General features: G+C 38.5%; 21 protein-coding genes. 7 read left to right on the top strand and 14 right to left on the bottom strand.

Features of this window, described 5'->3' with window-relative positions; all coding sequences use genetic code 11:
* Positions 1-20: 20 nt before the first annotated feature.
* Positions 21-854, bottom strand: a complete 834-nt coding sequence (locus AACU25_RS03885) for a DNA adenine methylase (RefSeq protein WP_096573992.1) — start codon at positions 852-854, stop codon at positions 21-23.
* A 152-nt stretch (positions 855-1,006) separates the two neighbouring features.
* Between AACU25_RS03885 and AACU25_RS03880 the strand changes: the two genes are divergently transcribed.
* The 3 genes from AACU25_RS03880 (at position 1,007) to AACU25_RS03870 (ending at position 2,852) form a co-directional block, all read left to right on the top strand.
* The gene (locus AACU25_RS03880) at positions 1,007-1,213 is read left to right on the top strand and encodes a DUF751 family protein (RefSeq protein ID WP_096573991.1); all 207 of its coding nucleotides are present in this window, start codon (positions 1,007-1,009) and stop codon (positions 1,211-1,213) included.
* Between the two features lie 130 nt (positions 1,214-1,343).
* On the top strand, positions 1,344-1,766 hold the full coding sequence (rbfA, locus tag AACU25_RS03875; protein WP_096573990.1) for a 30S ribosome-binding factor RbfA: 423 nt from the start codon (positions 1,344-1,346) through the stop codon (positions 1,764-1,766).
* 849 nt (positions 1,767-2,615) lie between these two features.
* Positions 2,616-2,852 carry a DUF4327 family protein gene (locus AACU25_RS03870; RefSeq protein WP_045872662.1) on the top strand — a complete coding sequence of 79 codons (237 nt, stop codon included), beginning with the start codon at positions 2,616-2,618 and terminating at the stop codon, positions 2,850-2,852.
* A gap of 479 nt (positions 2,853-3,331) precedes the next feature.
* Here the strand turns inward: AACU25_RS03870 and AACU25_RS03865 are convergent, their stop codons facing one another.
* Positions 3,332-3,685, bottom strand: a complete 354-nt coding sequence (locus AACU25_RS03865; RefSeq protein WP_096573989.1) for a hypothetical protein — start codon at positions 3,683-3,685, stop codon at positions 3,332-3,334.
* A 408-nt stretch (positions 3,686-4,093) separates the two neighbouring features.
* On the opposite strand from AACU25_RS03865, the gene AACU25_RS03860 reads away from it, so the two are divergent.
* Positions 4,094-4,354, top strand: a complete 261-nt coding sequence (locus AACU25_RS03860; protein ID WP_096573987.1) for a hypothetical protein — start codon at positions 4,094-4,096, stop codon at positions 4,352-4,354.
* Positions 4,355-4,643: 289 nt separating this feature from the next.
* Here AACU25_RS03860 and bchE read toward each other — a convergent pair whose 3' ends face one another.
* The 3 genes from bchE to AACU25_RS03845 form a co-directional block, all read right to left on the bottom strand.
* On the bottom strand, positions 4,644-6,290 hold the full coding sequence (bchE, locus tag AACU25_RS03855; RefSeq protein ID WP_096573986.1) for a magnesium-protoporphyrin IX monomethyl ester anaerobic oxidative cyclase: 1,647 nt from the start codon (positions 6,288-6,290) through the stop codon (positions 4,644-4,646).
* A 105-nt stretch (positions 6,291-6,395) separates the two neighbouring features.
* Entirely contained in the window at positions 6,396-7,793 is a 1,398-nt protein-coding gene (gene hemN / locus AACU25_RS03850; protein WP_096573985.1) for an oxygen-independent coproporphyrinogen III oxidase, read from the bottom strand.
* Positions 7,794-8,111: 318 nt separating this feature from the next.
* Positions 8,112-8,864, bottom strand: a complete 753-nt coding sequence (locus AACU25_RS03845; RefSeq protein WP_096573984.1) for a biliverdin-producing heme oxygenase — start codon at positions 8,862-8,864, stop codon at positions 8,112-8,114.
* 418 nt (positions 8,865-9,282) lie between these two features.
* On the opposite strand from AACU25_RS03845, the gene AACU25_RS03840 reads away from it, so the two are divergent.
* The gene (locus AACU25_RS03840; RefSeq protein ID WP_096573983.1) at positions 9,283-9,684 is read left to right on the top strand and encodes a VOC family protein; all 402 of its coding nucleotides are present in this window, start codon (positions 9,283-9,285) and stop codon (positions 9,682-9,684) included.
* An 18-nt stretch (positions 9,685-9,702) separates the two neighbouring features.
* Here AACU25_RS03840 and hpsJ-A read toward each other — a convergent pair whose 3' ends face one another.
* From hpsJ-A to AACU25_RS03810, 6 genes are all read right to left on the bottom strand, one after another.
* Positions 9,703-10,407 (bottom strand): HpsJ-like protein, cyanoexosortase A-associated, encoded by a 705-nt coding sequence (gene hpsJ-A, locus AACU25_RS03835; protein WP_096573982.1) that lies wholly within the window; start codon positions 10,405-10,407, stop codon positions 9,703-9,705.
* Positions 10,408-11,248: 841 nt separating this feature from the next.
* A complete protein-coding gene (locus AACU25_RS03830; RefSeq protein WP_096573981.1) occupies positions 11,249-12,610 on the bottom strand; it encodes an IS4 family transposase in 1,362 nt (453 codons plus the stop codon).
* A 289-nt stretch (positions 12,611-12,899) separates the two neighbouring features.
* Positions 12,900-14,627: a succinate dehydrogenase/fumarate reductase flavoprotein subunit gene (locus tag AACU25_RS03825; RefSeq protein ID WP_096573980.1), complete on the bottom strand. Its 1,728-nt coding sequence runs from the start codon at positions 14,625-14,627 to the stop codon at positions 12,900-12,902.
* A gap of 480 nt (positions 14,628-15,107) precedes the next feature.
* A complete protein-coding gene (locus AACU25_RS03820) occupies positions 15,108-15,425 on the bottom strand; it encodes a hypothetical protein (protein WP_096573979.1) in 318 nt (105 codons plus the stop codon).
* 466 nt (positions 15,426-15,891) lie between these two features.
* The gene (locus AACU25_RS03815; RefSeq protein ID WP_096573978.1) at positions 15,892-17,685 is read right to left on the bottom strand and encodes a WD40 repeat domain-containing protein; all 1,794 of its coding nucleotides are present in this window, start codon (positions 17,683-17,685) and stop codon (positions 15,892-15,894) included.
* Positions 17,686-18,078: 393 nt separating this feature from the next.
* Positions 18,079-18,456, bottom strand: coding sequence for a hypothetical protein (locus AACU25_RS03810; RefSeq protein WP_096573977.1), 378 nt, complete (start codon positions 18,454-18,456; stop codon positions 18,079-18,081).
* A 706-nt stretch (positions 18,457-19,162) separates the two neighbouring features.
* Here AACU25_RS03810 and AACU25_RS03805 point away from each other — a divergent pair.
* Complete coding sequence (locus AACU25_RS03805) at positions 19,163-21,823, top strand: EAL domain-containing protein (protein WP_096573976.1); 2,661 nt, start codon at positions 19,163-19,165, stop codon at positions 21,821-21,823.
* Positions 21,824-22,010: 187 nt separating this feature from the next.
* Here the strand turns inward: AACU25_RS03805 and AACU25_RS03800 are convergent.
* Positions 22,011-22,702, bottom strand: a protein-coding gene (locus AACU25_RS03800; RefSeq protein ID WP_096573975.1) for an IS1 family transposase whose coding sequence is annotated in 2 segments (ribosomal slippage) — positions 22,011-22,381 and positions 22,381-22,702 — 693 coding nt in all. Because the reading frame shifts where the segments join, the coding sequence is not laid out codon by codon here.
* A 29-nt stretch (positions 22,703-22,731) separates the two neighbouring features.
* On the opposite strand from AACU25_RS03800, the gene AACU25_RS03795 reads away from it, so the two are divergent.
* On the top strand, positions 22,732-23,340 hold the full coding sequence (locus AACU25_RS03795; RefSeq protein WP_190445976.1) for an SAM-dependent methyltransferase: 609 nt from the start codon (positions 22,732-22,734) through the stop codon (positions 23,338-23,340).
* Between the two features lie 85 nt (positions 23,341-23,425).
* On the opposite strand, the gene AACU25_RS03790 is transcribed toward AACU25_RS03795, so the two are convergent.
* Complete coding sequence (locus AACU25_RS03790; protein ID WP_096573974.1) at positions 23,426-24,523, bottom strand: AI-2E family transporter; 1,098 nt, start codon at positions 24,521-24,523, stop codon at positions 23,426-23,428.
* 130 nt (positions 24,524-24,653) lie between these two features.
* Positions 24,654-26,087, bottom strand: coding sequence for a bifunctional orotidine-5'-phosphate decarboxylase/orotate phosphoribosyltransferase (locus tag AACU25_RS03785; protein ID WP_096573973.1), 1,434 nt, complete (start codon positions 26,085-26,087; stop codon positions 24,654-24,656).
* Positions 26,088-26,141 lie beyond the last annotated feature (54 nt).

Below are 26,141 nucleotides of genomic sequence, written 5' to 3'. Positions count from 1 at the left end.
GCGAATTTCAATCTACTTAATTAATATGAGGTAATTAATACTTCGTAAATCATTCCTCTTTTTTTTGTATTAGAATTAATAGAACGAGATGCTTCTATAGGGTAAATGTTAAAATTAATTTCTTTATAGAGTTTCCTGATAAAATCACAATCGGAATTACAAATCATAACTTTAACGCCGCGATCGGCTAATTTAGCACAAGTATCTCTTAACCTTTCTTGGTCTTCTTTATCAAAAGAGCTTTGGCTGTAACTTGTAAAATAGCTGGTGCTACTTATTGGGTAATAAGGCGGATCGCAAAAAACAAAATCATCGCTGTTGGTCTCGTAATTTAAGACTTCCAAGAAATCTGCTTGTTTAATTTTAGTGTGTGCCAAGGCTGCTGAAGCTGTTCTCAGTAAACCTTCATCACAGATATTAGGATTTTTGTATCTGCCTATAGGTACATTAAACTGACCTTTGGAGTTAACTCGATATAGTCCGTTAAAACAAGTTTTATTAAGATAAATCAAACGAGCAGCTTTTTCTAAATCTGTACCTTGAGGATTACTTCTTACAGTATAGTAATATTCTCTACTATGTTGATTTTTATGCTCTTTTAAAAGGGAGATTAATTCCTCAACTCTGTCGCGAACACAACGATAAGTAGTAATTAATTCTGCGTTAATATCAGTTAAAACTGCTGTCTGAGGTTTTAGGTAGAAAAAAACTGCACCCCCACCAATAAATGGCTCATAGTAAGTCTTATATTTTTTTGGTAAATAAGGGATATATTGCTGAATTAACCGACTTTTACCACCTGCCCACTTCAAAAACGGACGCGGGCAAATTTCTTGGGGAATTTGACTTACCATTTCATTAGAACTTAAATTTACTAAATCTAACTAATATAACTGAGAATCATATTTTATCGGAATTTATTAATTTTCATACGGTATCGATTACAATTAAGTTAAACAAGCAGATGAAAACAAACTTATAGTCGATAACAAGGCAGTCTAAATAAATGTTTGATGGATTTTGGGAGAACGTCCTGCGCTACCCCCGCTACTTAATTTCGCTCATCTTAGGTATTTTTTTGAACACGTTTGAGCCTTTGTTTCCATTGTTAAAACGTCCAGTTACTTTGATTGCTCTTTTAGGTTTCTTTATTGGTGGGCTAGCCTTTATTACTTTCACCCTGCGTGCAATGCTGGGCTTAAGTACAATTTAAACAAGGGTTCTAGGGAGGTTACCCTACAGAAAATTGCTTGCAGCATTGTCAATGTCAAGCACTGTCCTCCCAAAATTGCATTTATATTTTTATTGATGTTGTTCAACCTCTGTGAGGAGGCGTAATTTTTATGGCTACAAATCGCCGCGTTTCCCGCGTTGCTGAATTGATCAAACGGGAAGTTAGCCAAATGCTACTTAACGGGATTAAGGATGACCGTGTGGGTACAGGAATGGTAAGTGTTACCGATGTTGATGTCTCTGGCGATTTACAACACGCCAAAATTTACGTCAGTATCTATGGCACAGAAGAAGCTAAAGCAGAAACAATGGCTGGCTTAAAGTCAGCAACAGGTTACGTCCGCAGCGAACTGGGTGCTAGGGTAAGGCTGCGTCGCACACCAGAAGTAATATTTATCGAAGACCGTTCTCTAGAACGCGGTACAAGAGTACTGACGTTATTGAACCAACTCAAATCTGACCGCCCATCCGAAGAATTGTCAGGAGAGAATGACAACAATTCGGACGACTATGATGATGATTTTGCGGAATAAGTAATTTAAACAACAAAGTAACTTCGCAAACAATCTCATCCCAGGAAATTCGCCAAACTGTTTACAGACGTAACTAAATAGCGTCTGTTTTAATGTGGGTAATGGGTAATGGGTAATGGGTAATGGGTAATGGGTAATGGGTAATGGGTAATGGGTAATGGGTAATGGGGGATGAAGAAGTAGTCCCAATGAAAAAAATTTCAAAAGCTTTCCATGAAAGTCTCAATGGACTTTTACTCAGAACTCAGCACTCAGCACTTTCAAGCTAGGGGAAAATAACCAACACCAAACATCACAACTAAATGACAAATTTTGCTGTTATCTTTTGTGCCGCAGTTAACACAGTAAGTGAGAAATTCTTTAAGAAATCATTAACAGATGAGATGCTACAAGCTTTTCTGGTGTAGGGTAGACGCTTATATTAGGCAACACTTTATACCCTAATCTCTGCTGCTAGAGATTCCTAGCTATTATTTATATACAAATAGCCGCAAAGCTAGATAAGGTTTTATGGTGCAGAAATCCTTCTTCTGTACTATTCCTAATGACCCAATTAAGCTTTAAACCTTTAACAGCAAGCCTTTACCCTTTTAAATCGCAAACCTAAAATTTCTTGAACAGGTGATGTTGACTACCCTGATATTCTTATATGAAGCCCATTCAACATAAATGTCAGAAAATGTTGACTTTGTTTACATTTCTTTAGATAATTTGAGGGTATGTAGCGTCAAAATGGAATTAGTTCCGTATAGCAAACTACAAAACCTTAGCCACAAGCCTAATCCTTGTAATGTTTGTTCCAAGTAAATATCGGGAACACTATCTACGTGTAATTTGTGAGTAAAAATCATGAGTGTGAATACGGTGCCCTCTATCAGTTACTATTCTTTAGATGTAATTCAAGATGAAGCACGCCGACTGGTGCAAAAGGGAATGGTCAGCCGACAACAGCCAATATATACACTCTGTCAATACATCCCTGCGAGAGAGTGGGTTTGCGTTGAATGTGAATTAGAAAAATGTGACTTTTTGTTACGCGATCGCATTGGCGATTTGATTGGTCGCGAAGAATGGGACAACGACTAATCAAACCTTAGTTCCAGATTTTGGATAGGGGACTTGGTGTTGCATATTGAGCCTGACAACAAATAATTCAAGTGAAAAATTTTTGGGATCATCTCTGTTTTTAATGAAAATTTCCCATCCAGAATCTTTAATTTCTGATTAAGACGAAGCATTAGAGTCTAATTTATACAACTTTACCAGTAGCGATCGCATCGGGAATCTATCCTTGTTTACATCCGATGTCGCCCTGAATATAGTGTGTGCATTCCCTAACCGGGGCAGTTATCCCATTGAACTGCTCCGGTAATTTTTCAGGAAAGATAGAGATTAATAAACCTTAGCTGACAGAGTGTTACTCTACTCATTACTGAGTGTTGAGTAGCAACAATAGTACTCAGTAATGCTCGCACTTGGTAAATGCCCCACACGACGGTTGTTTATGGGTAAACTCCCTTGATGCTAGTCTCTTCTCTTGTGTGGGGTCTTTTAACTCAGCACTCTCATCCAACTTGTTCCAAGTACTGATTAACATCTTCAATCACACGAGTCAGTTCTGCTTCTGTTGTTAAACGAATAGTGACATCGCGGACTGTGAGTAAGACTTTAGCAGCGAAGGGTGTAGGCCAAATATTAGGGTTACAAAAAATTTCTAAGAACACTTCGCCAGTGTAGCGATACTCGACAGGAGGCTGGGGAGTGACTTTACCGCCCCCTGGAGTGGCTTTAGCAGCGACATTTTTGAGGCGAACCATTAATTCATCCAAAGCGGCTTTTAATTCCCGTGCTGCTTGGGCGGAAAAGCTGAAAGAAACAGAACCTTCAACCAAGTTTAATGTGAGCGGAGCCGAAGACATAGGCTGTTTATTAAAGGTTATTGATATTTACTCATGGTACAGGAAGAGGGGTTGGGGACTGGGGGTTGGGGATTGGGGATTGGGAACTGGGGATTGGGGACTGGGGATTGGGGATTGGGGATGAGGAAGTAGAGGGGACAAGGGGAAATTATCAATTACCAATGACCAATGACCAATTACCAATGACCCATTACCCATTACCAAACACCAATTTAATGTATCTAAATGATTCACCCAAAAATTGATTCTATGGGACAAGGATGAGATACAAGCTGTAATGGCTATGACTTCAATCTCTGATTGGCAATAAAAAATTGGAAAAATTATCAGTTTTTATACTGATGGGTGATGTTTTGGCACGTATATCTGGGATGGAAGGAATAAAATCTAACTCCCGGAGGTTGTATTATGAAATATGTGTCTTGGAATACTTTAACCAGAGCGGCTGTAAATGGTTTTTCTGCACATGGTAGAGGTGCTGTGTACTTCTCTAAGGATGGCAATGTGCGTTATTGCTGGGAAGGACAGATATCCTTGGCGGTGTTATTTTATGACCCAGAGACTGAGTTTGTACTGATAAAAGAATGGTATAACTCGGAGACACAAAGAACTCATTTTGCTACCGCGATTATGCCTTTAGGGTCAAATGTAGTTTTATCAGAACTATAAAAGCTGGCAATTTTTAACGTAAGTAAATTAGTAATTGCAGCAGACTATGTTACGAAATATAAATAATCTTGAAACCCTTCCCAATGGCAAATGATAGCGTTCTCTTGTCGAAAACACTACGATTAGCTAGCTTAACCAAAGGGGTAGACCAATTATATTTAATTGCACTGCTCTACTTAAACACAGGCTTCTGCTACGCTGTACAAATATTTTATCTATGGACAAAAGAGTAGACGATCGCTCTTGTTGTGATTAGCTAAGTAAGCTGTTGAGCGATCGCCTGAAGGTTTTAAATTTTCATGCTGGGCACATCTTGTTCTTCACCTTGATATTCCGGAAGATCATTCGGTGCGCCACAAGCGGAAACCTCAATGTCGTTAGGTGCGCCACAAGCAGAAATATTGCCGGTAAAATCGACATCTGCTTTTAATTCAGGATGTTGTTGCTTGCGTTCAGCAATTTGTTCGGGAGTGAGAATTTTGGACTCGTCAAAACCTAACTCGATTTCTGTATGTAGTCCTTTATATTTCACCCGCTTCAGGTTGTAGAAGCGTTTGTTGAGAGTAGTTTGAGCAAAAGCCTTTAAGCAGCCTAAGAGATATTTCCGCTTAAAGGGATCTTTAACAAACCAATACTCTAGAGTTTTACGCATATAGAACCGCGCATAGTTCCGCAACACGCCTTTGAGAACCTCTTCCCGTTCCATTGCGTTTGGCTTCATGATCGGCGTAACAAAGTTATATTGCGAATAATCTCGCACTTCGACGCGATCGCCTAATTCTTGGAATAATTCGGAAAATGGCCAAGGGGTAAACATATTCCAGTTCACCATGTCTGGTTTCCAATCCAGCGCCATGTGATAGGTTTGTTCGATTGTGTCTGGGGTTTCGTTCTCTAAACCCATAATGAATTGCGCTTCGGCAACCATACCATTTTGTTTTAACAGTTGGATTGCCCGCTTATTTTGTTCAATTGTCGTTTCTTTGCGGAACAAATTCAACTTTAATTGAGCGGCTGCTTCTGTTCCTAAAGAAACGTGAACTAGTCCAGCTTTGCGATATAAAGGTAATTCATTTTCATCGCGCAAAATATCTGTGACTCGGGTATTAATTCCCCAATACACGCCCAAATTACGCTCGATTAACTCGTTACATAACGCAATAAATTTGGGTTTGTTGATTGTCGGTTCTTCGTCCGCCAAAATGAAAAAGCCTACCTTGTGCTTTTTCACCAAGATTTCAATTTCATCAACAAAGCGCTTGGGAGAACCGGAACGGTATTTGCGCCAGAATTTCCACTGAGAGCAAAAACGACAGGTAAATGGACATCCTCTCGCATAGTTGGGTACAGCTACCCGCACGTTCAGAGGAGTGTAAATATATTTCTCCCAATCTAAAAGATCCCAATCGGGAGTTAGAGTATCTAAATCAGCAATTGGCGGATGCGCTGGTGTCGCAACTACTTGACCATCTTCTAAAAAGGCGATACCTAAAATATTACGGCGATCGCTCACATCTGTACCATTGGCGATCGCACGCAGTAAATTAACTGTAATCTCTTCACCTTCACCACGGATAATATAATCTACCCAAGGTGCTTCACCGAGAACTTCAGTATACATATAGGTAGGGTGAACCCCGCCCATAATTGTTTTTGCATTAGGGCAAACTTCTTTAACAATTTTTAGGGTGATTTGCGATTGGTAAATCATCGGCGTAATTGCCGTTGCTAGTACCACATCCGGTTGATATTTAGCGATAATTTCTGCTAAAACATCATCCGGAATATAGTCTGTCATCGCATCAACAAAGCGGATATCGGTAAAGCCAGCTTGTTTTAATGCTCCACCAACATAGGGAACCCAACTCGGTGGCCAATTACCAGCAATTTCCGCACCACCAGAATGATAGTTGGGCTGAATCATCATGATACGCATAGTTTTCTTCCTGCTGCTTGAAGAGGGTGAAAAAGGATGAAGGATAAAGGATGAAGTGTACATTTATTGACTTCATCCTTAATATTTCACACTTCATCCTTCAAATTAAATTGCTTTAGAAAAAGCTGCATTTTTTCGCTTTTTGGTATGAGCATCGAAGACCGAGGCAATGTTGCGGATGAGTAATCTACCGCTCGGTGTTACCTCAATACCATTAGGTATCATCCGAATCAGTCCATCAGCTTCTAGCAATCGCAACTCAGATAATTCTCTAGCAAAATATTCATTAAAATCCGTATCAAAAGCTATATGATATTTTTCTTCAACGTCATTAATTGACAATTGGAACTGACACATAAGTTCCATAATTACAGTCCGGCGGAGAATATCATCTCGGTTGAGACTGACTCCTTTTTCAATTGGCATTAAGCCCGTATCAATTGCTTGATAGTAACTTTTTAGCTGCTTAATGTTTTGTACGTAAACATCATGCAGCATACTAATTGAAGTAATACCAAAGCCAAATAAATCTGATTCTGGTTTTGTGGTATAGCCTTGGAAATTTCTATGAAGTTGACCTTGTTGTTGAGCAATGGTTAGTTCATCATTGGGTTTGGCAAAGTGATCCATGCCAATAAACCAATAACCATTTGTAGTTAATTCTTCAATAGTCATCTTCAGAATTTCTAATTTTTCTGAAGCCTGAGGTAATTCCGACTGGGGAATTTTTCTTTGTACAGGCTTCATCCAAGGTACATAAGCAAAGTTAAAAACTGCAATTCTATCTGGATCGAGTTTGATAGATTTTTGAATGGTGTTTTTAAAGGTAGCAAGACTTTGATAAGGTAAGCCATAAATTAAATCAACGTTAACGCTTTCAAATCCAGCATCCCGAATCCATTCCATGACATCAAATAGCATCTTTTCTGGTTGGACACGGTTAATAGCCTCTTGGACTTGCGAGTTAAAGTCTTGAATGCCAAAGCTAATGCGATTAAAGCCTAAACTCTTCAAGAAAAAGATATAGTTTTTATCTACATATCTAGGATTAATTTCTATGGAAACTTCTGCTTGCTCGTCCAATCTAAATTGACGATTAATTTTGTTCCATAAAAAATCCATCTGCTGCATCGTTAAATAATTTGGTGTTCCGCCTCCAAAATGTAATTGATGTACTTTGCGTTTTGAGGAAATTACGCCAGAAAACTGTTCGAGGTTACGCACCACATAATTTAAATATGGCTCTACAATTTCTTTTTTTTGGGTAATGATTGTGTTACAACCGCAAAAATAGCAAGCAGTTTCACAAAAGGGAATATGGAAATAGAGAGACAAGGGAGTATTTTTATAATTGCCAACCGCAATACCCGATCGCAAATCCAACTCACCAAAATTCTCTTGTAACTCCGTTGCTGGCGGATAACTGGTATATCGAGGCAAAGCTTGGTCGTACTTTTTGAGTAACTCCGAGTTGAATTGGACTGTTTGCGTTGCAAGTTTCATGATGCTAGTAACCTTGAATGTTTTAATCCTGTGTTAGCGGCTAAATAGGAATGTAATAATTACCCCTGCTGAGTAATACCAATCCTCTAAAATCGGCAACAGATTTAAACCCTAAAACCTAGTAACGCAAATTGATGCTGTGATTTTTACTAGATTATTTCGGGATTCAGTAATTACGAATTACGAATTACGAATTGGTATTAATTCCTCTTAATCTTTTCTCAGTGCAGGTATCTAGTTTGGAGAGCAAAGATACCTACACTTTAAAAATGCCAAAAATCAAGAGTTTCCCTAAATTTCACTGTTGATGTGTAATGCTTAGTCAGCAGCGACAAGTTCTACTGAAGTACTACCAGGTGAACGTTCTGTGCTACCGGGTTTATCTTGGCGTGTAATCAAGTCAAAAACATGATCGCCAATTGCAATTCTCACATCATCTTCTAACTCATGGACAACATCGCGATTGAGTGCAAAAGCATAATTTGCTTCGGCGACAATTTTCTCAGCTAAAGTATCATCTACTGGTAATGCATTTAAAGCATCACGATATTGACCTTTAAATGCTCTAATGGCTTCAACCGATGGTAATTGCTCAAATTCATGCAATCCAGTACCTTGATCTGGTGGTAAATCTAGCGCTGAACGGATAATTTTCTTTAAACTTTGACCCCCAGACAAGTCTCCCATATAGCGCACATAGGCATGAGCCACTAGTAATGCAGGTTCAGTTTCAGCAACTTCATTGATGCGTGCTACATAAGTTTTACCTGCTTCCAGGGCTGCGATTTGCTCCCGCCAGTTCTCACCGTAGTAAAAAGCCAAATCTTTTTCCAAATTAGCTGTACGGTTCAATATGGGAAAATAAATCAGACTTACTACAGGATGAGTACTATAACGCTGAAGTTGTTCTTCTAAAGCGCCATAAACTAAATACAGGTTAGCTATTAGTTTACGGAAAGGCTCTCTTTCGACAATCCCTTTAAGAAAACACTTCATGAAGGCTGTATTTTCCGCCATTGTATGGGATTGTTTTGTTCCTTCCCGCAACTTGCTTGCTAGATCGCTACTCATACTTGATTCCTTCAGTTTTGGATTTCTATATAACTTTATGGCTATATAGATACCTAGATGAACTAAACTTTTCAAAAATTAACTTGAGGTTAGTAAAAGGACTACGCGAATAATTGGGATTAGGGACTGGTGATTGACGACTAGGTAAGAGATACTAGTATTTTTACTCAGAAGTCAGCACCCAAAAAGTTAGCCTTGAGGAGGACTGCTAACTGATAACTGTTGTATGTAAACCAAAATCTTTTAGAGCGCTAACACAATTATTTTGCAAGATTCCCTAACACAAAATTGCTCTGTAGAGTTTGGCTTAATTCTGTTTGACTTGAGGAAGAAAAGTTAGACTGAGTCTAGCATAGCTCAAATCTGTACCACTTCAAAAGGGTTTTCTTAGATCTGTTTGCTCTCTTAACTCAATTTTATGTGCGATCGCCCGTCAATTGATCAGCAAATTACCTTTTTATATACCCAGGATCTCACAGCCTCAGCCAGCTTTTATGAAGACAAGCTGGGGTTTCATCTGTGGCTCGATCAAGAAACTTGTAGAATTTATACTGTTACAGGTTCTGGATACTTGGGTTTATGTCAAGAAGACGGCATTTTAGCTACAAAAACTAACGATAAAAAACCTGGTGTAATTTTTACTTTAGTTACGCAACAAGTAGATGAGTGGTATGAGTATCTACAACAACAGGGTGTAAAATTTGCAAAACCGCCTACATTCAATGAGAAGTACAAAATTTATCATTGTTTTCTGCGCGATCCAAATGGTTATTTAATAGAAATCCAACGATTTGAATTACCTACAATTACTTCTGAATAAGTAAGTATCTGATCAGCACTAGCCCCATGCTCTAGCCCAGGATGTTTCCTTCCAGATAGTAATAAACAAAGCCGCAGCAACCAAAGCTCCTAAATTAAATTTTACCGAACTCTTCAGCAACTTGAAATTTCTAGAGAAATTTGTAGCTGGTAATTTTTTATCTGGATGATTCTGCTTTTGATTCACCTCTACTAATGTTTGAGTTTTTACTTCTTGCATATTCTGATGTTCAAGCAGATTATTCCATTCTGAGGCTGAAGCTGGGCCGATATGCTGTTTCCAGTTGCTATTGAGTAGTACCTGTTGACTGTAATCTTGATTTAATACCTCAATATTTACGTTATAAAGACTGATAGTGTTATTGATGCCTAATGGGATGAGTAATAAATATAATAATCCTACTAATAAAGATAATCTTGATAACCACAGTAAAAACGGAAATTCCCATTTTAGACGTTTCTCTAATTTACCCGAGAATACTAAAACTAGCCCAATTAAGGTTATAATCACTAGGTCTACAAGTGCTCCCATCATCTGTAATTCCCACACAGGATTCATAAAATTCAAGGGCACAAATATATCAATTAAATCAATAAATACCAAAACTAAAATGCTATAGCCAACTGTACGAAAAAGTTTAGTTACCCATAGCAGAGAATTAATAGTTTTACGCAGTTGTGATACTTCTATCTCTAGCGATTGGGGAATGTTAAATTCTTGCATTTTTCAAGACTTAGAGATTTTGTGGAAATTAGATATAAGAAAATCCTATTGCAGTATGTTTTAAAAGCCTTCGTGTGACTAGCAATACACTGTAGCTTTGTTTAAATAAAAGCCGAAGCAATTTGTGCCTAAATCACGGCGAACCGCTTTTCCAACATCCTCTCAGATTTTCTTGATGCTAAAAACTCAAAGCTGTATGAAAATTGGTATAGTAAAATTGAAACTGTTCAGCTTGTACATCTGATGAGAATTCTGCAACAGCCAAACAAATTTACAACTATACCAAATAGTAGTAACACCCATTTTTTTACTATTACAAGAAGTAGAAACTTTTTACCTTAGATATGTATTTTCGTTTTCTTGTAAGAGAAAGTTGAAAATAGCTCTTAACCCTAGAATTTGTTAATTCCAGTAAAAACTCGTAAAGAGATTTTTCAGAGATTTTCTTTAGTCTTATTTAAAGAGCTACAATGACAAATGTCTATCAGTAATTACACGTAAATTTCTCGCTATTTAGACAAGCGCGAATCAAAAAATGAAGATTATTGGCTGTCGATAGCTATACAGAGTATTTCAGGTAAATGATGTACGCTGGTAGGGGCAAGGTACTAACCATTGGTGTCAACTTAACGTGAAACCCTCTTTGTGCAAAGGTTCTGCCCTCACCCCCAGCCCCTCTCCCTGAGGGCTATCCATTAGTCACATCTTTCTTAACAAAGCTGAAAGCCATTTATAGGAGTAATTTCACGTTGAGGATTCTTAGCTGTGGTTGACAGAGTGAGAAAAATATGTATCCATATGGATTGTTGTTGACATACCCTTGCGGATTTTGTTGATTTGGCTAGTGGGTTAGCCGGGCTAATTTCCAAGTAGCAGCGATATCATGTAATCGTCGCAATCCACGCCAAATAGTCTTAACTCCAGGTTCGCCATCGCTTTTGCGCCCTAAAAAACCACCGAGAGTGGCAATCATACGTACAGCTTCTCTAAGAGTTGGTGGCTTTTGAGGTGGAATCGGATTTTTAGTAAAATGTACGCATAACGACTGCCATTCAAATATCTCTAAAACAGTTTCACAACTAATATCTGGATTATGTCTGGCTTCGTAAGTGAGCCATAATAAACGCCAAGCGACAATTGAATATGTAGCTAATGCCATATTGATTCGCTTTGCAGTTTCGAGTTGTAATTCTTCGATTTGACAACCGCTTTTTAAAGCATAGTGGTAGCGTTCAATTAACCAACGATAGGTATACCATTTGACGCAACGTATGGCGGCGGAAAAATTCTTAATTTCTAGGGTCGTTAATAATAGCCAACTAATCGGGCTAACACCTACTGGTGGATTTTCTTCTTCTGCTAAAATCACCTGTAATTTTACTGGTTTAAGTTGTGAACGTGCTATGTGATGCCGTGGTACATCTACTTCAAATGTTGCATATTTAATGATTAGTTTTGCAGTTCTAGCTGCCGCTTCTGGATTACGTTTTACTTCTACTAATAATGTTCCCCCTACTGAGGTAGCACGGATTGCTTGATGTAAATACTTGGCTGTGTGATTGACTTTTCTATTGTGGGTTCCCCGGATGAGTAAATGTGAATTTCTCGGGCGTTGTTTCCGAAATAAGTCAAATATATCAGCTTCGGAATCTCCCATAGTGACAACTGTTGTTTCTGTGGGCACAAACTCTTGTGTTCTCTCTAATCCATCTAACCATCTTTGACTTTCTTTTTCTTGTATTTGTCGTTGACGGCGTTTTTTCGCTATTCCTAAATCTTCTATATCTCTTGTCCAAACTTGTTGATTAATGATTCCCAGTGGTACTCCGTTTGTACTGGCTGCAAACGCTGTATGTACTTTTAATCCCAAGCTTTTTCTATGATCTAGATAACCAATTCCTCTTGTCGCTGGATGTTTTGTCAAATCTATATTTGTTGTATCCTGAATCATCAACACTGTCTCATGTTCTTTGATTCTAGAGACTGTACTTTTGATATGGGCATTCCTAATATCATCTGCTTCAAAGTATGGTGAATTCCAAAAATCATACGCTGCTGTGGTTGCTGCTACATTTCCACAAGCTTGCGGTATGCTCGCACTAGGTTGTGCTGCTAAATCTTCCACTATCCTTATTAAACGTTTATTTCTTCTTGCATCTCCTAAGTCTGCTTGTCTCAATTCTTCTGATGCCCACTTTTCCATCTTCCATTACCCGTTTTTACTTCCCATGACAAAACTATACCTACTCAGCTTTCTAGCTATTTTTAAGTAAATTGTAGTTTTGTTGAGAAAGATCCGGGTAATGGATAGCCCTGAGGGAGAGGGGAGCAAGAGATTTAATTCCCCTTCTCCCTGAGGGAGAAGGGGTGAGGGGATGAGGGCGAGGTATTTGTACAACACGCGCCGTATATAGCTTTTAGCTTAAGTTGACACCAATGAGTACTAACGTGCCCTTAGATCTGAAAATAGTTGTAATTACCAATTACCGTAATTAATATCTTCTTTCCTGTGGCTGAAACATGGTAATTGCAACCGGGCGATATTGAATATCAATCCCTGCTGGTGAATAATAAGCCATTGTGTGTTTAAGGAATTTCTCATCATCTCTATTGGCATAATCTTCACGGAAATGTGCACCGCGACTTTCTTGACGATTTAATGCTGAGGCGAGAATTGTATGCCCTACTACCATTAAACTGCGTAATTCTAGAGCTTCCACAATTTCTGTATTCCAAGATTTGCCTTTATCGTCTAAATATACCTGTGGATATTGTTGTTCTAATTCTGCTAATTTTTCTAAACCTTGACTCATTAATTCTTCAGTACGGAAAACGCCACAGTACTGAGTCATGGTATCTTGAAAAGCTTGGCGCACTTCGTTAATGCGGTATTTTCCTGGCTGTTCTAGTAAAGCTTGAATTTCTTGCTGCGCTTCCTTGATGTAACGTTGCTCATCTACTACTGGTAATTTGCGATTTTGCACAAAATTAGCGATCGCAGATCCGGTTCGTTTACCATAAACTACGCATTCTAACAGCGAATTACTTCCCAGGCGATTTGCACCATGAACGGAAACGCAAGCTGTTTCACCAGCCGCAAAGAAGCCATCCACAAAATTATCACCACTGCTACGGACTCTACCATCAACATTTACAGGGATACCGCCCATACAATAATGAATGGTAGGACGTACAGGCATAGGCTGAGTCACAGCATCAACACCAACTAAACGATGGGCTTCTTCCCAGCAGAAGGGAACGCGACTCATGATTTTTTCTCTACCCATGTGGCGCAAATCCAAATAAACAAATGGCCCCCCTGCACTTCCATCAGGATGGATACCACGCCCAGCCCGTATTTCGTAGGCGATCGCTCGTGAGGTAATATCGCGAGGGGCCAGTTCCATCCGACTGGGTGCATAGTTCGCCATAAAGCGATCGCCTTCGGAGTTAATCAGATATGCGCCTTCACCTCTGACTGCTTCGGAAATCAGTACGCCAACTGGATATAAGCCAGTGGGATGGAATTGCACAAATTCCATATCTTCTAAAGGTAAACCTGCGATCGCAGTCATGGCTAAACCGTCACCAGTGGAGGCGTAATCATTGGATGTGGTGTTATAAACACGACCATATCCCCCGGTGGCAAACATCACAGCTTTAGCTCTGAGTACTTCTATATGCCCATCTAACAGGCGGTACATCACTACGCCCTTAGCTTGTCCATCCTCTAAAACCAGTTTCATTACGTACCATTCCTGGTAAATTTGCACACCATAGCGGCGCAAATTATTTACCAATTCATGCAAAATGGCATGACCAGTTTTATCCGCAGCATAGCAAGTCCGGTTGTGGGAATGTCCACCAAAAGCCCGTTGAGCAATCCTTCCATCCGGTAAGCGCGAGAACAGAACACCCATGTGTTCCAAGTCAATCACCACATTTGGGGCTTCTTGAGTAAGAATTGCTACCGCATCTTGGTCTGCTAAGTAATCAGAACCCTTAACAGTATCAAAGGCGTGGGCTTCCCAACTATCTTCCGTATCAACATTTTTCAGCGATGCAGCCATCCCACCTTGCGCTGCAACCGAGTGCGAGCGAATTGGGTGAGTTTTAGCAACTACAGCAATATTTAAACTGGGGTTAATGCGGGCAATTTCCACCGCCGCACGGCATCCAGCCAAGCCACCCCCAACAATAATTACATCATGTTCCAGCATAATTAATCTTTATTAGCCCCGATTGCAATAGAAATTACGTAAGTGTCATATTTTTTTCGCAAAGGTTGTCAATAGTCAATAAGCATTGAACTCTTGACCCTCATAATTAAATTGTTGATACTAAGTTGCAGCTTGTTGCAGACATCCCGCCTCTACAAAAAAATTCCCTGTCTAGTGACAGGGATATGATAGCGATTTTGAATGCTAATTTGAGACTTTTGCTAAAAATAAGGATAAAGGGTCAACTTACAAAGCAATACTTACCTTTGTTAGGAAAAGATGAGGCAGTGCGCTTTTGGTATCAGCCCAATAAGAGCAACTGCTGTAGACTTTCTTTATTTATAAGTATGCCGTTATTGATAAATTAATTTCATCCTTCATCCTTATACTTCAGCGGAAGATTGGGGGAATGTTCATTTATTTGTTTAAATTGAACTTAACCGCTTCTATCCCAATACATAAATTGCCAAATGAATTAGTTCAGCTAGTTGCTTGTACAGGTTTTTGCTGGGAAACATTTCCTGGAATCGGTTCAGTTTTTGTTCCTGGTTCTACAGCAGTTAATTCAATATGATTTAACAATGTAGTTACAAATGCAAATAACAAGAAAGGCAGCGATAGCAGCACCACCAGACCAACAGTAGCTAAGGCATAAACTGGTCTTCTGGCACCCATTAGTGCCAAAGCTGATGCCAAACTTATAGTAATTGTAATTAACCAAACGATAATTTGACCGTAGATATCGCCAAAGGTCAAGGTGCAGACAAACCGATAGTTTTGAATATTATTCATGCTCATCATATCCGCCTCAAGTCTCTCCTATAGGTTCTACCTTAGAGCCAGGTTTGACAAGAGGTCAATTTCTCAATATTTTTCCAAGGTTTGTAACCTTACTTTACACTTAGTTTGTTTTGTAAGGACAAATAATAACTATTTTAATTCTTTAGGAGGATAGTTTTTGATGGTTAAAGATATAGCGATCGCATTAGAGAATTCCCAATAAAAATAATTAATCACTTTCGCAAGCAGGGGGAGAAGTCCTAATAAAAAAACTTCACAAGCCTTCCATAAAAGTCGAGGCGGGGATTGTCACTCAGCACTTTCAAGCTGGAGGGGTAATGACAAAGATTTTCTTCCTTTTCCCTGTCACTAAAAATAAACGACTAATACCAATTCAGCAAAATTCGGCAACAGATAGAAACGCAGAAAGCCTTTTGGAATTGGGCTTTCGTAATTTTGAATTTTGAATTGGTATAATCTGTGCTTAACTTCGTTGCCAAATTTTAATTGTCTTATCTAAACTCCCACTTACCAACATTTCGCCAGAAGCCGTGAACTCTACTGCTGTAACTGTGTCAGTATGTCCTGTAAAAGTGCCTAGGAGTTCTCCCGTTGCTAAATGCCATAACTTGACAGTTTTATCTGCACTGCCACTGGCGATAATTTGTTCATCAGGACTCAAGGTGATTGTGCAGACTTCATCTCTATGTCCCTTGAGAGTATTAATTAATTCTCCAGTTTCTAAATGCCAAATTTTGATTGTCTGATCCCGGCTACCGCTAATGAGCAGCTTACCATCGGCACTAATAGCTAGGGAACGTACAATATGAGAATGGCCCATGAGGTTGTAGAGTGGTGGCACATCCTGCAAATTGCTTACTCCAGCTAAATGGGAAGTACGCCAAACTTTGATTTTGCGATAGCTACCTGTAACGAGAATTTGACCATCTTGGCTGAGGGCGAGAGAATGAGCTGCTGTATCATCTAATGAAAGAGCGATCGCAACTTGTCGCTTCATCAAATCCCAAAATAGGATTTTTCTGTCATCACCACCAGTAGCTAGCATTCTGCCATCTGGGGTAAAAGCTACACATCTAACTACGCCATGATGTTTGTGCAAGATATCGATTAAATCTAATGCACCTACGTGCCAAATCTTGATGGTAGAATCTGCACCAACGCTGGCTAAAGTTTGTCCATCGGTACTAAAGGCTAAAGAATTTACTTCATCGACTAATCCAGATACCACCCAAGGCGCTTCTGACAATGTCTCAATTAGTTCACCTCTAGTTAAATCCCAGAGTTTTGTTTCGCCACGGCTACCACTGGCTAATATGGGAGGCTTTCTATTGAGGTCACAGCTATTCATATTAGCTGTGGGTATTCTCGCAGAATAAGCCAGGCAATTAATTCCTCTCGTGTGCCCTTGCAAGGTCTGCCAATATTCCCAATCGCCTACAATACTCTTAAGGGGATGTTCAGATGGGATAGTCTCAATTTTAGGTGCGATCGCTCTTTCTTTGACCACTATGGCTACATCTTTTTTGCCTACTAGTGATTCTAAATACCAACTTAATCCACCTGCATACAACAAGTCGCTCGGTGTAACGAAGATTTTTGGTTCATTACATTTCACCTGTTCTGTAGGTAAAAACCCAGTAATTACTACTTGTTTTTCATCGCCTAATTTACTACTTTGTGGATACAACAAGCAAAGAAAAATCAATAGATGATGCTTTTTTATATCCTCTTGAGTAACTGACCACTTAATCTTATTTTTCTTAATTCCATTAAAACTTTCTCCATCGGCAGCATAAACTTGAAGAGTCAATTTTTGGTTAGCTGTGAGCAAATAAGAGAATTTACTCTCACCATGTAAATTGCCCTCATCATCTAAAGCTATATGGCTAATAGTGTCTTGCGACACTTTTTTAACCAACTTACCAAGGCGTTCTGCCATTACCTGCTCAACAATTTGCTCCCGCAAAATATAATCTTCCGCCTGCTGTTGAAAGTGTTGCGGAAAAGGGATTGTCCAATCAGGCGGTTCTGGATATTCAGGTGGCGTTGGCGGTGGATTTTTGGCCAGAATTTCTGCTTGTTGGCAAGAAAACTTTTGCAGTTTTGCCAATGGCTCACCCCAAATTGTCATAATTTCACTATGACAATTTTTTACATGACTTTTCAGTATAGATAAGTCATTTATTTTCAGTTTTTTGACGCGGTTAAGGAAGTCAGTTTGTTGAGCTTTTAGTAAGCTAATCCAATCCATCTGCATGAGAGCGGCACATTACTGCATACCTACGGTAAGCTATACCAATCCAATTACTCAAGTTTATAATCTCTATTGATTAAAATTCAGTAATTATATCGGTTTCATAGAACACAAGCATCAGCATGAGTTCACGGTCATGATGCACCTAAATAGTACCCAAACATATCATTAACTGATATAGCTGAGGTATAGAGAGTTAACTGATGTCAAATTATTCTAACTACAATGGAGAATAACATACTGTTTCTATGGAAACAGTTCTTAAAGGAAAAAATGGTGTGATTGGCAGCCGACACAAACAGTAACAGCAATTTTAGATTATAAAATAGCCATGTCCAGAAGTTTTAATTTACTGACTCTGAAAATACCTAAGAGAGTATAAATTATCAATATTGGCTAATTTTCTGATTGATTTTGTGGTAAGGCATTTTTAGTACTGTTGTTTGCCTCTAAATTTTGAATTTTCATCTGCAAATCAAAATCGTTATGGCTCACAATAGTTTCTAAAGTTGCTATTCTTGCTTCTAAAAGCTCTATCTGCTGCTGTTGCAAATAACCATTTTTGGATTTTTTATCATCAGAACGCCATATTGCCACTGTACCAGCGGCTGCACCACTAATAGCTGCTAAAGGCAAAATTGCGCCACTTCTCGTCACAGCTGAAAGCGGAATGCAAATTGCGAGGATTCCTACTGTCAGTCCCCAGATTTTGGAAGTAGCAGCTACTCTGATATCCGAGGATTGCTCTAGGCTGTCTTTAGATTTTTTAGCCATAAGTTTTTCCTAGAAGAGTCTTTGTATAGAGTCGCACGATCGCTAAAAAAAATACTTCCTACATTAGAGTTAAGTATAATTACTCAATAGAGCGATTGCCTCTGTGTCTTTTGCAGTAGCCTCATGCGATCGCTCCCTACAAAATTTGTGCATTAGGAGGGATGCGAATTTTTTTGATTCGTCACTCTCTCCTCATGCTTTTAATACCCAAACCCAGATTATCGTATTTCTCAGTAAGCTAAATCAAGTTCTCTGTGATAATATTATTCCTTATATTCAGCAATTATACTGTGAACATTATCGATTTTTCAAGGCAACTACCCTTTGACTATAACTTTTTGCTTGTTAGCTTCTTACCTAATTTAAACAAAAATCCGCAAATATACCATACATAATCCGAGGTATTTGAATTTATTCTGAGGAGTGAATACATAAAAAAGTCGATAAATTTGACTGTAAGACGAATTTTTTCATCTTCTAGTGATTTGAGACTAATTTTAAAATTCTTAAGGAAATACTGGTACGAGATAACTGGAAATATTTTATTCAATAGCTAAATTCCAAATTAATCCCAGTCTATCCTTTCATTAATACATCTCGCAGTGATTGAGTAGCTCTATGCAGTAAATAGAAGCTCAAGGTTAGGACTTATTAAAGTTTTATTTTGTCAAAGAAGACCGAAGATATGACAATGTGAGGAAAAGACATGCCAGAACATGAACGGGAAAAAATACGTCACCTTTTGGTTGTCAAAGACTTACAAGGGCAGCGTACCATCCCTCTTCAGGATGCTACTTATTCTCTGGGACGAGATTCGAGAAACGCTATAGTCCTACGTTCGCGCTCCGTATCCAGGCAACACGCCATTTTATTAAGAGTAACGATTCCCGAAACCGATCAATATGGTTTTCGGATTATTGATGGTGATTTTAAAGGTAAAAAAAGTACTAATGGCGTATTTGTAAATGGTAATAAATGCTTCTCCCATAATCTGCAAAATGGCGATGTAATTGCATTTGGTAATAACCAAGTTCATGCAAAATATTATGCTATTTCTAATATTTCCGAAAAAGCATTTTCGGAATCTATTACAGTAGAAGATATATCTAGCTTTTTATCCGAACAAGCCAATCCAGTTAATCCTTTTGAAACTTTAATTTCGCCGGATTCTACTTTTGAGGGAGCTAGCGAAACCGTACTTGCACGCCTAGCATCTTTTCCCGAACTTATTCCTAATCCTATTATTGAAATGGATATAGAGGGAAATGTCATTTATTTAAATCCGGCAGCATCTGTCAAGTTTCCTAACCTGCGAGAATTCGGGGAAAAACATCCAGTATTATCAGGATTGCTCAATACAATTAAGAATCGAGATGCTAAGTCTGAAAATTCTTTTGTGCGCGAGGTAGAAGTTGGCACAGAAATTTTTGAACAATCTATTCATTATCTGCCTGAAAGTGATTTAATTAGAACTTTTATAGTTAGGGATATTACCGAGCAAAAACAAGCCGCAGCCGAATTGCGTCAGCGAGACAGGCTACTACAAGCAGTTGCCGAATCGGCCAATTATTTGCTGGTAGAAATGAACTACCAGACAGGGATTGAGAAAACTCTGACTATGATGGGTGAAGCTGCTCAAGTAGACCGTGCTTATTTCTTTAGAAATCATATCCACCCAATTACAGGGGAATTAGCATTCAGCCTCAAGTTTGAATGGACAGGCTCAAACATAGAACCATCTTTGCAAAATTGGCAGAATATATCTTATCAATCTTCTGAACTTGCCCGTTGGTACAGCACACTCTCATGTGGCGAGTCAATTATGGGAATCACTGAGGAATTTCCCATTGATGAACAAAAAATCTTGGCTCGCGATAGTATTCAATCTATCTTCCTCGTGCCTCTGCGTCTGGAGGAAAAGTTTTGGGGTTATGTAGGCTTGGCTGACTGTTCAAAAGAGCGTCGCTGGTCAAGGCATGAAGAATCTACGCTGTTAACTATGGCAGCTAGTATTAACGCCGCTTGGCAACGTCAGCAAGTCGAAGAAAAGATTCGCTTCCAAGCACTACATGATTTACTGACAGGATTACCCAACCGCCTGCTGTTTAATGAATTACTGGATAAAGCTTTACCTAACGCTACTCGCACTCATGACAGCCTAGCAGTCATGTTCCTCGATTTAGACCGTTTCAAGGTAATCAATGATACTTTGGGTCATACATTAGGGGATACTCTGTTAAAATCTGTGGCTCAACGCCTGAGAGATTGTCTGAGAGCAGGGGATACCATTGCCCGTTGGGGGGGAGATGAATTCACAATTTTACTACCCCAAGTTAATCATCTTGACGAAGTCACACAGGTATCTCAAAGAATTCTACAAGCCCTAGAAAATTGTTTTGAAATTGAGGGACACGAACTTTATGTGAGTGCGAGTCTGGGGATTGCGCTGCTGAATGAAGATAGTCCTGATGCGGAAACCCTCATCCAGCACGCGGATGCCGCTTTATATTACGCAAAAGATGCCGGGAGAAATAACTACCAATTTTACACCACAGCTTTATCTACCAAAACACCCGAACTCCTAACTTTAGAGAAGAGTTTGCGTTTTGCTCTAGAGAGGGAAGAATTCATGGTGTACTATCAGCCTCGAGTTAATATTATAACTGGGCAAATTTCTGGTATGGAAGCGCTTTTACGCTGGCAACATCCAGAAATGGGATTAGTAGCGCCTAGCGTGTTTATTCCCCTTGCCGAAGAAAGCGGATTAATTGTCCCCATTGGCGAATGGGTACTCAGGACAGCTTGTAAGCAAAATAAAGCTTGGCAAGATGCTGGATTTACTCCCTTGACAGTGGCTGTGAATCTCTCTCTTAAACAGTTTCGTCAACCTAATCTGGTAGAAATTTTAAATAATATCTTAAAAGAGACAGGTCTAGAACCCAAATTTTTAGAATTAGAAATTACAGAATCAATCGCAATTGAAGATTTAGAGTTTACGCGAAATGTGTTGGATGCTCTCCAAGAAATGGGCGTGTACCTCTCCATTGACGATTTTGGTACAGGTCATTCTTCTCTTTCTCGCCTACAACTTTTACCCCTACATCATTTAAAAATTGATAAGTCTTTTATCCAAGAGTTAACCAGAGATGATAAGGTAGCTCATATTATCAAAGCAATAGTGGTATTAGGGCAGAATTTAGGATTAAGGTTGACAGCTGAAGGTGTAGAAAAAGCAGAAGAATTAGAATTCTTGAAATCTATCAATTGTGAAGATGTACAAGGTTACCTTTTCTATCGTCCAGTTGCTGCCGATAAAGCCACAGAAATCCTGATAAAAGAGAAAAACAAGCATACTGACGCTCAGTAAAATCCAAATTTTAAATAGAAATATTATATTATCCTCATGAGGTTCTACTTATGAGGATAATTTTATGGCGCTGGTTTTAGATAAAGTTTTTCCTTTCGGGAGGTCAATGGATGAATATGTAAAAATGTTTAATTTAACAAATGCAGATTTAAATAAAAAAATTGGCGTTGCATAAATGCGGGATGAATTAGCTAAATACGGGTATTTCTCCATACTTCAGGTAATGTAGTAACAATTTAATTGATAGCTTAAGCATATCTACAGATTTGGAGTAACATAATGTTTTGCGATGTAGACGTGCCAGATAATGGCGTAAACGTGTATTTTCTCCTTCTACTCGTGTCATATATGTTTTGCTAATAATATGGTCTCCTGGGTTAATGAAACTAGCGTAAACAGGCCATCCATCTGTGACGTAAAAATAGCATCCCCAGAGGCTAACAATATTCCATAAAGGTTTAAAGGTTTCTGCACTATGGTCTCCTACAACCCAAGCCAAAATTCCCCTATTAAAGTGGTCTAACGCCGTCCATATCCAAATTTTGTTTTTTTTGACCGCACAAAAGTTTCTAGTTCATCTAATTCCCCAACGGATGGTATTTTATCTGTTGGCGGTGCCTCCGGCAACTTTTCGCCGATTTGTTTTACCCAGTTAATTATCGTCGTGTGATGAATCCCTGTTTGACGTTCAATTGCTCTAAAGCCTGCACCATTAACGTATGCTTTTAAGCATTCTACTTTCTTCTCATCTGAGTATCCTTTTGGTGGGCTGTAGATATCAATGAATTGGCGATCGCAATTAGTACAGATGTGATTCTGTTTACCTCGTCGCCAGCCATTTTTCCTAATCTCAGTAGAGCCGCAGTATGGACAATTCACAGTAGCGCACCTAAATTCATCCCTCTATTATGCAACGCCAAAAAATTATTGGTATTGGGGATGGGCCAGCAAGTTTTAATGCAGAAATGAATCTTCTCGTTAAAAACGTGATTTCCGTTGATCCTCTATACCAATTTTCTGCGAAAGAGATATTAGCTAGATTTAATGAAGTAGTTGATTCTATTATTGACCAAGTGAAAGCTACGCCTAATAATTGGGTGTGGAGCTACCATAAATCGCCAGATGATTTGCGTCATCATCGGTTAAAAGTTATTGAAAAATTTATTGCTGACTATGAATTTGGTAAGCAGAATCGCAGATATATAACTGGTGAATTGCCAAGCTTAAACTATCAAAGTCAAGAATTTGATTTAGCTCTTTGTTCACATTTTTTATTTTTATATTCTGAACACTTTGATTACGATTTTCATCTCAATTCGGTTGCAGAAATGCTCCGAATTGCTCAAGAAATCAGAATATTTCCTTTACTGACTTTAATGTCAAAACCTTCTCCCTATTTAGATGAGATAGTAAAGCATTACACATCAGCAGGTTACAGTGTAGAGATTGCAAAAGTTGATTATGAATTACAGCTAGGTGGTAATATGATGTTGAAGATTGCTAGGAAAGATAATTGAGCATAGGGTTTGTCCAGAGACGCGATTAATCGCGTCTGTACAAGAGTCAAGATTCATTTATTTACCTAGTTACCCTATTGCCAATTTAAGTGGATTCTTCTGTTAAGATTTCTGGTAGGCTTGGGGGTTCAATAGTGTTTTTGGCATCATCAGAGAGAGATATAAAACCATCAGCTGCATCTTTGATAAAACCAGCTATAGGTACCGCAATTAGTAAACCCAACAAGCCGCCAATATAAGTTCCTACTAATAAAGAAACTATTACCCATACGGGTCTCAGTCCTGTAAACCGCCCCAACAGACGGGGTGCGATCGCTTGGTCAATTACCTGGTCTATAATAATAGCGACTGCAAAAATCTTCACTGCTAGCCAAATATCATGGGACGCTATTATTAAAATAATTACTATTAAGCTGACGACATCACCAAAAGGAATTAAGCTTAAAATTCCCACCCCTAACCCAAATAGTAAAGCAAACTGAATTTGAAAAGCTAAAAATAATAGTGTTTCAGCTATACCCATCAATAGAGCTAAACTTACTTGACCAATTAAATAATTTTGAAAATTTTGTTGCAGAGATTCTCTCACTTTTTGAGCAGACTTACTTGGTATTTTACTAAAAAGACCTTCCCAAATTCTCTTTCCATCTATCAATAGATAAAAAGTCAAAACAACTGTCACTATTACTTCAGAAACGCTATCGATAGTATCTTTGATAATAATCAAAAAATTATTAAATATAGACTCTAATTCATCAGGTAAGTGATTAGTTATCTGAGTTAGTATTTGACCGAAATTAACTTTTAATCTTTGATTACTCAGAGAATGATTGAAAGCTTTAATTTTTGCCTCATTAGCATCAATCCATTGAGGCAGAAGTTTAGCCATTTCATTAAATTGTTCCAAAGCTAGGGGAAATAAAGTAATGCCTAAACTGATTAAAATTAATAAGGCTGAGATAAAAACTAGTGCTACTGCATAATTACGCTTAACCCCGCGTTTTTGTAGTTGTGTAACTGGATAGTTTAAAATAAACGCAAACAAACTTGATAATACAAAAATTGTGACTATTGGTTGAAAATATTGAAAAAATTTAAATACTAGCCAAGCATTAAGAAACACTAAAGGAAATAGTAGCGTTAAAATTAATATTTTAATTAGTTGATTGAGTGAGAAATTCATAATATTTAGTTACAAAACTCTGATGTTGGTTGGCAAAGAGAAAGTTAATTGACAACTGCGATCGTATGTTATCCCTTAAGGTTGATGAGCAGATAAAAATATTTTTTTACTTTTGGTTTTACTTGCTGCACTAGCTTTCTTTAAAAGCCAAAAATTGCTCTTCATTAATACGTCCAGTTTGATACAGAGTTTCTGTAATTTCCGAAATAGTTAAAACTGCATAACTGTTGTAACCATTTGCTTTTAACCTATCTTTCACTCCTGCTTCATGGTCGATAAATACCACGATATCATTAACTTTTAACCCTGCAGATTGTAATTTTTCTGCTCCTTCCATCGCACTTTTACCGCTAATGAGAATATCATCCACAACCACAACAGTTTCACCAGCATGGAAGTTACCTTCAATTACCTTACGAGTTCCATGTGCTTTTACTTCTTTGCGTGGGAAAATCATCGGATAATTAAGACGCAAAGCTAACCCTGTTGCTGTTGGTAAAGAACCGTAGGGAATACCTGCTATCCTATCAAAAGTCAGATTTTGTAAAATCTCTGCATAAGCAGTCAGTACTAGATTAAAAACTTGCGGATTGGAAATTATTTTCCGTAAGTCGACGTAATAAGGAAATGTTGCTCCTGATGCTTGTACGAAGCTACCAAACATAATGCAACCAATATCATACAGTTGTAAAATTAAATCTTGCTGTGGATGTTGGTTAAAAGAACATACATCAGGTAGCCACACAGAGCAGCTGGAATTCTCTTGAATAATGTTATTTTTGGCTAAGTTAATTTCTGCCCTTAAAGATGCAATTTCCTGAGCTAACTGTGGGCTACTTAACATATCTTGAGGCACAGGAATCAACAAGCCGTCACCGTGATCATTCAAACCTGAAGCTAAAATTTCATGCAGATTATTTTCTTGAGCCCAGATACTACGAGCCATAATTATTCTTTCAGGGGCTACGGCTCTAATCAATGCCAAAACTTCAGGATTGGTAGTTCCTACTTCTAAACCTAATTGTTCTGGTGTACCCCAAGTTCTGGATTCTTTGACTACCTGTAAATATAGCGGTGATTCGTTAGTAGGATATTGTTGTAAACTTTCGGCTCCGGGATTAGATGTACAAGATAAAATAAAGACGGCTTTATCAGGATAAACTAAAAATGGCGCTACATGATCCTGCCCAATATAAGGGCTAAGAGTAATAGCATCTACTTGCCATTCCGTAAAAACAGTGCGGGCAAAAATAGTACTAGTATTTAAATCACTGTGCTTGGCATCTAAAATAATGGGAATATGCTGGGGAATTGCTTTTAAAGTTTTATGTAACAGTTCTAACCCAGGAATTCCCAAAGCTTCATAAAAGCCGAGTGTTGGTTTATAAGCACAGACAAAATCAGCAGTTTCAGCAATAATAAATTGCAACCAATTCCATAATCCCGCTATCATATCTTCATCTGCATAGCGCTTGGGCATCATCTCTGGATTGGGGTCAAGTCCTACAAATAGTAGGCTTTGGTTATGGGTAATATTATTTTGTAGTTTATCAAAAAAGTTCATGGTTATTATGAGTCCAGAGCCAAATTTCAACAATTAAAAACTAATATTAATTGC

This window comes from Tolypothrix tenuis PCC 7101 (assembly GCF_963874875.1).
In the GTDB taxonomy this organism is placed as follows: Bacteria; Cyanobacteriota; Cyanobacteriia; order Cyanobacteriales; family Nostocaceae; genus Aulosira; species Aulosira tenue.
The sequence above is the reverse complement of the archived record's forward strand: the minus strand, read 5'-3'. Positions and strand labels throughout refer to the sequence as shown.